Below are 10,194 nucleotides of genomic sequence, written 5' to 3'. Positions count from 1 at the left end.
CCTCATCACCCCGCCCCACTCCCACCTGACCAGACGACAGGTTGATCATGGTCAATACTCAATGGGTTGAATGCCTGTCGAATGACCCTGACGCTCGTTTACCCACGGGAGGTTTGTCATGTCTGAGCAATCACGTTTCATGCTGGTCGCCTCACCCCTGATGGAACACAGCCCCGCCTTCGACAGGGCCGCAGCGCTGGCCAAGGCCGAAGACGCGGCGCTGCACATCGTTGCGTTCGATTATCTGGAGGGCCTGGCGACCGCCAGTCTGGTCAATGAAAAGGCCCTGGAGCAGATGCGCCTGGGCTATGTCGATCGACACCGTCAATGGCTTGAGGACCAGGCGCGGCCCTTGCGCAAGATCGGGGTGCACGTCACCACCGAAGTGACGTGGGTCGAACGGCCACTGGAGGAAATCCTGATTCACCTGAAAGAGCAGCCGATGGACGTGCTGATCAAGGCGCTGGAGCCACATTCGATGCTCTCAAGGCTGATGTTCACGCCACTCGACGTGCATTTGCTGCGGGAATGCCCGGTGCCGCTGCACTTCGTCAGCCATGCCGCGCATGCCTTGCCGCGCAAGATCGTCGCGGCGGTCGACCCGTTCCATCGTGATGATCACTACAAAAGCTTCAACGACCGCATTCTTCACGAAGCGGCAAAACTGGCCAGCGCCTGTAATGCCGAGCTGGACGTGGTCTACGCCTATGACTTGTCATCGATCAGCGCCGATGAATTCGGCTTCGACAACGGTTCGGCGTTTTTCTCGTCGGGCAAAGCCAGGACCCTGTTCGACTACCAGGAAGCCGCCTTCAACGAACTGGCCGAACGCAACGGCATCGCGCCGCAGCAACGACACATGATCATGGGCAACCCGGTAAAGGTCCTGACCCGCTACGCCGATGCCTGCGACATCGACGTGATCGTCATGGGCCGCATCGGCCATCGCGGCCTGGGCAGGCTGATCGGCAGCACGGTGGAGCACCTGCTGTACAAAATGCCGTGCAGCGTCTGGGTGGTGTACAGCGAACGGTTGGATGAGTAATCCGGCACGCCGCAAAACCGGAAACTCGCCACGCCCCCTGTAGGAGCTGGCTTGCCAGCGATGGCGGTCTGCCAGTTAACACGATGGTAACTGGACGGACGCTATCGCTGGCAAGCCAGCTCCTACAGGGGGCGTGGCGTTTTTCAGCGTCGGGTGATCACCACTTCAAGGTATTCACTCGGCACCACCAGCGATTTTTCACCCGTGCGGTTCAAGCGGTTGATCAGCTCGGCCAGGTCACCTTCAAGGGCCTGGGCGCCTTCGGGGGGCAGCGCCGCGAACGCCTTGTGGACCGGGCCATACCAGGTGCGGAACGTGTCGATGAAATGCGCGGCCGAACGGTAGCGGAAATTGAAGAACCGCCGTGTCACCTGAAGCAGAAACTCGCGCTCATCAAAATGCTTATGCAGCCAGGCCTCGGAACCCCAGTTCGACGGTGGTTGTGCCCCCGGCGGAGGTGGCATGTGCCGGCCCAGGGTCTTGAACATCTGGCCGACGAAACCTTCAGGCGTCCAGTTGGCGAGGCCGATCCGGCCGCCCGGACGACAGACCCGCGCGAGCTCGGCGGCAGCCTTGGACTGGTCCGGTGCGAACATCACGCCGAAGGTCGACAGCACGGCATCGAAACTGCCGTCCTCGAACGGCAGCGCCTCGGCATCCGCCACTTGAAAGGTCACCTCCAGGCGCTCTGCCCGGGCCCGGTCTTCGCCGCGCTCCAGCAGCGCGGCGACGTAGTCGGTGGACGTGACGCGGGCACCCCGGCGCGCGGCCGCCAATGTCGCGTTGCCGTTGCCGGCGGCGACGTCCAGCACACGCTCGTCGCAAAGCAGGTCGCAGGCTTCGGCGAGCTGCTCGCCGACAATCTGCAAGGTGGTGCCGATCACGGCATAGTCGCCACTGGCCCAGGCGGCCATCTGACGGTTTTTCAAGGCAGTGAGATCAATGGGAGTACTCATCAAATCGCTCCGTTACGAGTTCAAACGCCCCTGGCTTATTCCGCCGTGGTGGGGTCGATGACGGTCATGACCCGGGAAATGCGGTTGGCCGGGAAACCACTCAGCCTGGCATGCTCCCGGATCAACTCTTCGTTGGGCGAGAGGTACACGCAGTAGAGCTTGTCACCGGTGACATAACTCTGCTGCCACTGCACCTCCGGCAAGTCGCGCAACGCTCGGCAGGACTTTTGCGAAGCCGCTTTCAAATCCCTTTCTGACAGTGTTCCAGCACCCGGAATCTCGCGTTCAATGATGAACTTCGGCATGGCAACCTCTCATTTTTGTTATTGATGACAGGGTCGGCAGACCCTGTGCCAACTATCGCGCCGCTGACCATCGGCGTCCTGCCCGATCGTCGGCCAACCTTGCCCGATCGTCCGGAGGTTTCGCGTTGTGCCGCGACAGGCTCACAATCAAAAGCTGCCCGCCCACAGGGGAACACCACCATGGACGCCCTGTCCCAGACCCTGCGCGTCGTCCGCCTGGTCGGCGCGATTTTCATCAACGCCAGGTTCACTGCCCCCTGGTGTTATCAGTCACCGAGCGCGGACACCGCCGCACCGTTTCTCGAGCCCGGCGCCGAACGTGTGGTGATCTTTCACTTGATCACCGAAGGCGAGTGCTATGTCGAACTCGGTGATGATCCTCCCCAATTGCTGACGGCTGGCGATGTGGTGGTGTTTCCGCAGGGCGATGCCCATCGCATGTGCTCCAAACCCGGTCTCGCGCCGGCCAGCGGTGCACGGCTGGACGTCGTGCTCGCGCGCCGCCCACGGCAGCTGAGTTATGGCGGTGGTGGCGCGGTCACGCGCCTGGTGTGCGGTTATCTGGCGTGCGATACGCGGCTGGCGGGCATGTTGTTGACGGGGTTGCCGGCCGTGGTAAAGGTCAATGTGCGCGGCTCGAACGCCGGGATCTGGCTGGAATCTTCGGTGCGTTATGCGCTGGCCGAAGCGCGCTCGCCAAGGCCCGGTGGTGAAGGCGTACTGGCCAAGCTGGCCGAGGTGTTGTTCATCGAAGTGCTGCGTTTGTACATGCACGAACAGGGCGAAGGCCGGACCGGTTGGCTGGCGGGTGTGGGCGACCGGATCGTCGGCGCCGCCCTCAACGCGCTGCACAAAAAACCCTGTCATGCCTGGACACTGGATGAACTGGCGCGCACCGCCGGCACCTCAAGATCGGTATTGGCGGAACGCTTTCAGCAACTGGTGGGAATTTCGCCGATGCAGTACCTGACGCAATGGCGCATGTTGCTGGCGGCCAACCTGTTACGCAGCAGTAACAGCTCATTGATGCGCATCGCCGAAGAGGTCGGTTACCAGACCGACACGGCGTTCAGTCGGGCGTTTCGGCGGGAGTTCGGCGCACCGCCCGCAGCGTGGCGTCGAGGGCAGGAAAAACGAACAATGGCCCACGGCGCGGAGCCTGTGAGCCATTGAGTTGACGGGTTACGCAGCGGGTGCTTTCGCTTCTTCCAGCAACTGCTGGATCACCTTCTCCTGCGTGTCGTAGCTGCCTTCACCAAAGTGGGTGTAACGCACCTGCCCCTTGGCGTCGATCAGGTAGTGAGCCGGCCAGTACTGGTTATCGAAGTTACGCCAGATCGCGTAGTTGTTGTCGATGGCCACCGGGTAGGTGATGCCGAGCTTTTTCACCTGATCCTTGACGTTGGAAATGATGCGTTCGAAGCCGTATTCCGGGGTGTGGACGCCGATCACCACCAGGCCATCCTTCTCGTATTTCTTCGCCCAGTCCTTCACATAAGGCAGGGTGTGCTGGCAGTTGATGCAGTCATAGGTCCAGAAGTCCACCAGCACCACTTTGCCTTTGAGCGAGTCATTGGTAAGTGCTGGCGAGTTGATCCATTCGACGGCGCCGGACAACGACGGCATCGGACCCTGGGCATTGTCCAGGCTTGTATCGGCCTTGACCTTGCTGACCAGGTAATCGACCACTTTCGGTACGCTTTCCAGCACGCCTTTCTCGATACTGCTGACGCCCTCGGAAGAAGTGCCGGCCAGCAGGGTCTTGTCGGCGCCGGTGGAAATCACCACCGCAGCCGCCAGTACCGCAAACCCGGTACCGCGTCGCAACCAGCCGGTCACTGGAATCGACGCTTTCAAGCGATTGACCAGGCCGCGACCGGCGAAGATCAAGGTGCCCAGGGACAACGCGCTGCCCAGGCCGTACGCCACCAGCAACAGACTGGTTTGCGCGTTGGCGCCTTGCAGCATGGCGCCGGTGAGGATCACGCCGAGGATCGGCCCGGCGCACGGCGCCCAGAGCAGACCGGTGGCGACACCGATCATCACCGAACCCAACGGGCCGGACATTTTGCGGGTGTCGGGGTCGAGGCGATTGCCCAACAGCACGAACGGGCGTGCCAGCCAGCCGCCGACCCGTGCCGAAATCAGCGACAGGGCAAACAGCGCCATCACAATCAGGGCCACGTGACGACCGGTGTTGTTGGCTTGCACCACCCATTCACTGCTGACCACGGCCAGGCTGGAGATCAGGGCGAAGGTCAGGACCATGCCGCCGAGGGTGAGCAGGATCGAGGAGCGAGTGCGGTCGACCCCGGCGAACAGGAACGGCACGACCGGGAGGATGCAGGGACTGAGGACGGTCAAAATGCCGCCCAGGAAAGCGATGAGAAACATGGGGATCACCTAATGCATTAGAGGGTGGCAACGAGTCCCCTGTAGGAGCCGGCTTGCTGGCGATGGCGATTTGTCAGTCACATCAATGTCGAATGTGCTGCCGTCATCGTCGGAACGCCGCCCGCAGCAAGCCGGCTCCTACAGTGGGATTGCGTGGCTTCAGGCCGTTTGTTCATCCAGCAATTGGCCTTGTGGCGTGCGGCTGCCACCGTTCTCGGCAACCATCTGCCCTTGCGGCGTACGGCTCGAACCGTCCTGTACCAGCAAATCATTGGCGCCCTGCTCGTTCACCGGGGTCAGCTGGAAGCAGGTGCTGCTACCGCAAGTGCTTTGTTCAACGGCGGCGTTGGCGTGAGCGGCGGCGCCGGCAAGGGCGAAGGCAGCGGCGGTCAAAAAGCGGGTTACGTTGTTCATGGCGTTCTTCCTGTATCAAAGGGGATTGGCAATCGGTCAGCGAAGGACTCAGTTGTCTTCGTTGCAGTCAGCAATTTTTCGGTAGTCCAGCACCTGGGTTTTGTTCTGGGAGTCCAGGTAAGTCAGCTGGGCATCGACAATCCCGCAGGCGTTGGTGGTGTCCTGTGTCAACGACACCACTTTCTTGATGTCCAGGTGTGTGCCGTAGCTGTAGGTCCTGGCGCTGACGTCGGCTTCGGCACGGGCCGACAGGGTGCAGATGTTCAGGGCGGCAAACAGGCAAGCGGCGTAGATGGCTTTGGTGTTCATGGTGGTGTCCTCAAGGCTTCAATGGGTAGGTCGTTCAATTGAGCCGAGGCGGTTGGGTTTGCCTCGATGGAATCTATTAGAAGGCCCTGAGGTATCTCGTCTGTGTCGAGAAGCGGCGCGTGTAAATCGGTACGTATCAAAGGGGCCTGCCGATACACAGCGATACAAAACCCCTGGATTCCGGGGTTTTTAAGTCCATGTGTATCCGCCGACACACCAGATACACTGCAATACAAAGGGTGGCGGGCGAGCGGGCAAAGGCTCGATAGACTGTGCGCATTCCCTATTTGAAGAGGCTTGGCCCCATGGAACACGTCGATCACATCCTCATCGTGGACGATGACCGCGAGATTCGAGAGCTGGTAGGCAACTACCTGAAGAAGAACGGCCTGCGCACCACCGTCGTGGCGGACGGCCGGCAGATGCGCGCGTTCCTGGAGACCACGCCGGTGGACTTGATCGTGCTCGACATCATGATGCCGGGCGACGATGGCCTGATGCTGTGCCGCGAGATCCGCGCCGGCAAACACAAGACCACCCCGGTGCTGATGCTCACTGCGCGCAACGATGAAACCGACCGTATCATCGGCCTGGAAATGGGCGCCGACGATTACCTGGTCAAGCCGTTCGCCGCCCGTGAACTGCTGGCGCGGATCAACGCGGTGCTGCGGCGCACGCGGATGCTGCCGCCCAACCTGGTGGTCACCGAAAGCGGTCGCCTGCTGGCCTTCGGTCGCTGGCGCCTGGACACCTCGGCCCGCCATCTGCTCGATGACGACGGCACCATGGTCGCGCTCAGCGGCGCGGAATATCGACTGCTGCGGGTGTTCCTTGATCATCCGCAACGGGTGCTCAACCGCGACCAGTTGCTGAACCTGACCCAGGGCCGCGATGCCGATCTGTTCGACCGTTCCATCGATTTGCTGGTCAGCCGCCTGCGTCAGCGCTTGCTCGACGACGCACGGGAACCGGCCTACATCAAAACCGTGCGCAGCGAAGGCTATGTGTTTTCGCTGCCGGTGGAAGTCCTTGGGGCGCCCGCATGAACCTTTCCCTGCGGTGGCCCCGCACCCTCGCCTCGCGCCTGTCGCTGATATTCCTGATCGGTCTGATTCTGGCGCAGGTGTTGTCTTTCGGTGCGCAGTACTACGAGCGCTACGAAAGCGCGAAAAACACCATGCTGGGCAATCTGGAAACCGACGTTTCAACGTCCATCGCCATCCTCGACCGCTTGCCGGCCGAAGAACGCATGAGTTGGCTGCAACAACTGGATCGCCGCAACTACCGCTATTTGCTGGATGAAGGTTCGCCCGGCACGGCGATGAGCGATACGCCTATCGCGATGACCTCGATCAAGGACGCCATCGGCAAGGATTACCCGATGACGGTTACGGACATTCCCGGTCCGGTCAAACACTTCCAGGTCCATCTGAAACTGGCCGATGGCAGCCCGGTCACCATCGACGTGCGTCCGTCGATGGTGCCGTTGTCGCCCTGGTTGCCGGTCGTCTTGCTCGGCCAACTGTTGCTGATGATTCTGTGCACCTGGCTGGCGGTGAGAATCGCCATCGGCCCCCTCACCCGCCTCGCACAGGCCGTCGAAACGCTGGACCCCAACACCCACCCGGTGCACCTGGACGAAACAGGCCCGACCGAAGTCGCCCACGCCGCCATGGCCTTCAACGCCATGCAGGCGCGCATCGCTGCCTATTTGAAAGAACGCATGCAATTGCTGGCGGCGATTTCCCACGACCTGCAAACCCCCATCACTCGGATGAAACTGCGCGCCGAGCTCATGGACGACTGCAACGAAAAAGACAAACTGTGGAACGACCTCGGCGAGATGGAGCACCTGGTGCGCGAAGGCGTGGCCTATGCCCGCAGCGTCCATGGCGCCACCGAAGAGAGCCGTCGCACCGATCTGGATTCGTTCCTCGACAGCCTGGTGTTCGACTATCAGGACATGGGCAAGGACGTTCAGCTCAGCGGAAAAAGTGACACCGTCATCGACACCCGGCCGCACGCCTTGCGCCGCGTGCTGGTGAACCTCACGGACAACGCACTCAAATTCGCCGGCGCGGCGCAACTGCAGGTGGAATCGAAACCTGGCGGCAGCTTGTCGGTGAAGGTGATGGACCGCGGCCCCGGGATTGCCGAAGAAGAACTCGCCCACGTGATGGAGCCGTTCTACCGCGTGGAGAATTCTCGCAACCGCAGCACCGGCGGCACCGGTCTCGGCCTGGCGATTGCCCAGCAACTGGCGCTGGCCCTCGGCGGGTCGTTGACGCTGAGCAACCGCGAAGGCGGCGGACTCTGCGCAGAGCTAAAGCTACCCACCCGCCCTTTGTAGGAGCGAGGCTTGCCCGCGAAGGCCTCGACACGGTTCTAGCTGAAAACCGTGTCATCGTTCTTCGCGGGCAAGCCTCGCTCCTACAGAACCTGAACCAAGGCTAAGGAAAGCCTTTATATTGTCGGGCGCAGTCGGTGATTCGCCGCTGTGCTGTACTCGGCAGTACCTCATCATTGATATGGACATTGCACATGGATGAAAACAGAAGACCCATCAAAACGCGTTCTGCGGGATGGGCCAAATACGTCACCGACCAGTTGGTGAAAAGGGACCTCTCCCCCAATCAGATCTCCGTGGCCAGCATCGCCTTCGCACTCGCTGGCATCGTCGCGCTCAATATCGACACGGGCGTCATCGGCTCGATCCTCTGCGCCCTCGGCATTCAGTTACGCCTGTTGTGCAACCTCTTCGACGGAATGGTCGCGATTGAGGGCGGCAAGAAATCCGACATCGGCAGCCTCTACAACGAATTCCCCGACCGGATTGCCGACAGCCTGCTGATTGTCGGCCTGGGCTACGCCATCGGCTACTCTGACCTTGGCTGGTTTGCCGCGCTGGCTGCGGCATTGACGGCTTACGTCAGGGTGTTTGGCGGCTCGATCGGTCTCAAGCAGAGCTTCATCGGCCCGATGGCCAAGCAACACCGAATGGCAGTCATGACGGTCGGGCTGCTGCTGAATGCCGTCGAAGCGAGCGTTTATGCCACTCACTACGTGCTGTTGATTGCGCTGGTCATCATCACCATCGGCTCCGCCGCGACCTGCGTCACGCGCACCCTGGCCATCTCGCGCGAACTGAAGGGGAATCCTCATGTGGATCAGTAACGCGCTGATTTCTGTTCTTCGATTCGTGATCGGCGTCACGGCCCGATGGGAAAGCCCGCCGGACCTGACACGCCAGCGTATCTATTTCGCCAATCACTCCAGCCATATGGACACCCTGGCAATCATCGCGGCCCTGCCACCGGAAGCCCGAGTGAACGTGAAACCGGTTGCGGCCGCTGACTACTGGGGAAAGAACAAATTCCTGTCATACATCTCGCAGAAAGGCCTGAATGCGGTGCTGATCGATCGCAACCCCGCGCCCGGCGTCAACGTACTGGAGCCGATTTTCGACGTGGTGCGCGCCGGCCATTCGATCATCATCTTTCCGGAAGGCACGCGCGGCAGCGAGGCGTTGCCCGGTCCTTTCAAATCGGGTCTGTTCCGCTTGGCCGAGACATTCCCTGAGGTTGACCTGGTGCCTATCTACCTGGAAAACCTGCATCGCTCCATGCCAAAAGGCAAACACGTCCCCCTGCCCATCATCTGCACAATCCGTATCGGCGATCCGCTGCAACGGATCAGTGGCGAGGAAAAACAGGTGTTTCTGGATCGGGCGCGTGACGCGATTGTGAGGTTGTCGGAATGAATCTTGATGAAAAGTTTTTGTGGTTCTTCGGCGCCATTGCCGCCCTGTTGGCGATCGCTTCGATCATCGGCCGGATACTGGCCAAGCGGGCGACGACAGAGGGCTCGGTCTCGACCATCGAAAACCTCAACCAGCGCGTAAATGCCTGGTGGGGGATGGTGATCATTTTCTTCGTGTCCTACCTGCTGGGCGGGAACGCGACGGTCATTCTGTTCGGCTTCATTTCCCTGTTCGCGCTCCGGGAATTCATCACCCTGACACCGACCCGGCCTGGCGACCATAACGCGCTGTTTTCGGCGTTTTTCATTCTGATCCCCTTGCAATACGTACTGATCGGCACCCACTGGTATTCGCTGTTCACGCTGTTGATTCCGGTGTACGCCTTCCTGCTGTTGCCGGCGATTGCGGTGCTGAGCCAGGACACCGACGCCTTCCTGGAACGGGCGGCCAAAATTCAGTGGGGGGTGATGATTTGCGTCTACTGCATCAGCCACGCGCCGGCGTTGTTGCTGCTGGACCTGGAAGGCTTCCAGGGCCAGAACGCGCTGTTGCTGTTCTATCTGGTGTTCGTCGTGCAGTTGAGTGACGTATTGCAGTACGTGTTCGGCAAGCTCTTCGGCAAGCACAAGGTTGCGCCGCTGGTGAGCCCGTCGAAAACCGTGGAAGGCCTGGTCGGCGGCGGTTTGTCGGCCACGCTGATTGGCGGCTGCATGTTCTGGATGACACCGTTCAGTTTCTGGCAGTCGCTGATGATGTCGTTCGTGATTGTGGTGATGGGTTTCCTGGGCGGCCTGGTGATGTCGGCGATCAAGCGCAGCCTCAGCGCCAAGGACTGGGGCACCATGATCAAGGGCCACGGCGGCATGCTCGACCGGATGGACTCGATCTGCTTCGCGGCACCGATCTTCTTTCACCTGACGCGGTACTTCTTCTCCGCCCAATAAAAACGCATCTCCACTGTAGGAGCCGGCTTGCCGGCGATGGCGGCGTACCTGACACACCGCGTAGCCC

General features: G+C 61.0%; 12 protein-coding genes. 7 read left to right on the top strand and 5 right to left on the bottom strand.

Going from position 1 to position 10,194, the window contains the following annotated elements; translation table 11 throughout:
- Positions 1–118: 118 nt before the first annotated feature.
- Positions 119–1,045 carry a universal stress protein gene (locus KGA97_RS27990; protein ID WP_008043281.1) on the top strand — a complete coding sequence of 309 codons (927 nt, stop codon included), beginning with the start codon at positions 119–121 and terminating at the stop codon, positions 1,043–1,045.
- A 143-nt stretch (positions 1,046–1,188) separates the two neighbouring features.
- Here KGA97_RS27990 and KGA97_RS27985 read toward each other — a convergent pair whose 3' ends face one another.
- A complete protein-coding gene (locus tag KGA97_RS27985; RefSeq protein WP_207285920.1) occupies positions 1,189–2,001 on the bottom strand; it encodes a class I SAM-dependent methyltransferase in 813 nt (270 codons plus the stop codon).
- 35 nt (positions 2,002–2,036) lie between these two features.
- Entirely contained in the window at positions 2,037–2,306 is a 270-nt protein-coding gene (locus tag KGA97_RS27980; protein WP_008028186.1) for a DUF4242 domain-containing protein, read from the bottom strand.
- A 180-nt stretch (positions 2,307–2,486) separates the two neighbouring features.
- On the opposite strand from KGA97_RS27980, the gene KGA97_RS27975 reads away from it, so the two are divergent.
- Complete coding sequence (locus KGA97_RS27975) at positions 2,487–3,479, top strand: AraC family transcriptional regulator (protein WP_223481884.1); 993 nt, start codon at positions 2,487–2,489, stop codon at positions 3,477–3,479.
- 9 nt (positions 3,480–3,488) lie between these two features.
- Here KGA97_RS27975 and KGA97_RS27970 read toward each other — a convergent pair whose 3' ends face one another.
- The 3 genes from KGA97_RS27970 to KGA97_RS27960 form a co-directional block, all read right to left on the bottom strand.
- Complete coding sequence (locus tag KGA97_RS27970) at positions 3,489–4,700, bottom strand: cytochrome c biogenesis protein DipZ (RefSeq protein WP_223481883.1); 1,212 nt, start codon at positions 4,698–4,700, stop codon at positions 3,489–3,491.
- A gap of 159 nt (positions 4,701–4,859) precedes the next feature.
- Entirely contained in the window at positions 4,860–5,114 is a 255-nt protein-coding gene (locus KGA97_RS27965) for a hypothetical protein (RefSeq protein WP_008043295.1), read from the bottom strand.
- 48 nt (positions 5,115–5,162) lie between these two features.
- Entirely contained in the window at positions 5,163–5,423 is a 261-nt protein-coding gene (locus tag KGA97_RS27960) for a DUF2790 domain-containing protein (protein WP_008043296.1), read from the bottom strand.
- Between the two features lie 305 nt (positions 5,424–5,728).
- Here KGA97_RS27960 and KGA97_RS27955 point away from each other — a divergent pair, with 305 nt between their 5' ends.
- The 5 genes from KGA97_RS27955 (at position 5,729) to KGA97_RS27935 (ending at position 10,127) form a co-directional block, all read left to right on the top strand.
- Positions 5,729–6,469, top strand: coding sequence for a response regulator (locus KGA97_RS27955; RefSeq protein ID WP_008028195.1), 741 nt, complete (start codon positions 5,729–5,731; stop codon positions 6,467–6,469).
- Positions 6,466–7,773 (top strand): sensor histidine kinase, encoded by a 1,308-nt coding sequence (locus KGA97_RS27950; RefSeq protein WP_008028199.1) that lies wholly within the window; start codon positions 6,466–6,468, stop codon positions 7,771–7,773. The genes KGA97_RS27955 and KGA97_RS27950 overlap by 4 nt, the downstream gene beginning before the upstream one ends.
- A gap of 191 nt (positions 7,774–7,964) precedes the next feature.
- A complete protein-coding gene (locus tag KGA97_RS27945) occupies positions 7,965–8,597 on the top strand; it encodes a CDP-alcohol phosphatidyltransferase family protein (RefSeq protein WP_223481882.1) in 633 nt (210 codons plus the stop codon).
- A complete protein-coding gene (locus KGA97_RS27940; RefSeq protein ID WP_008028204.1) occupies positions 8,584–9,183 on the top strand; it encodes a lysophospholipid acyltransferase family protein in 600 nt (199 codons plus the stop codon). The genes KGA97_RS27945 and KGA97_RS27940 overlap by 14 nt, the downstream gene beginning before the upstream one ends.
- Positions 9,180–10,127, top strand: coding sequence for a phosphatidate cytidylyltransferase (locus KGA97_RS27935; protein ID WP_008043299.1), 948 nt, complete (start codon positions 9,180–9,182; stop codon positions 10,125–10,127). The genes KGA97_RS27940 and KGA97_RS27935 overlap by 4 nt, the downstream gene beginning before the upstream one ends.
- Positions 10,128–10,194 lie beyond the last annotated feature (67 nt).

The sequence above is a fragment of the Pseudomonas sp. BF-B-15 genome, assembly GCF_019946675.1.
In the GTDB taxonomy this organism is placed as follows: domain Bacteria; phylum Pseudomonadota; class Gammaproteobacteria; order Pseudomonadales; family Pseudomonadaceae; genus Aquipseudomonas; species Aquipseudomonas migulae.
This window is presented reverse-complemented; position numbering and strand designations above follow the sequence as displayed.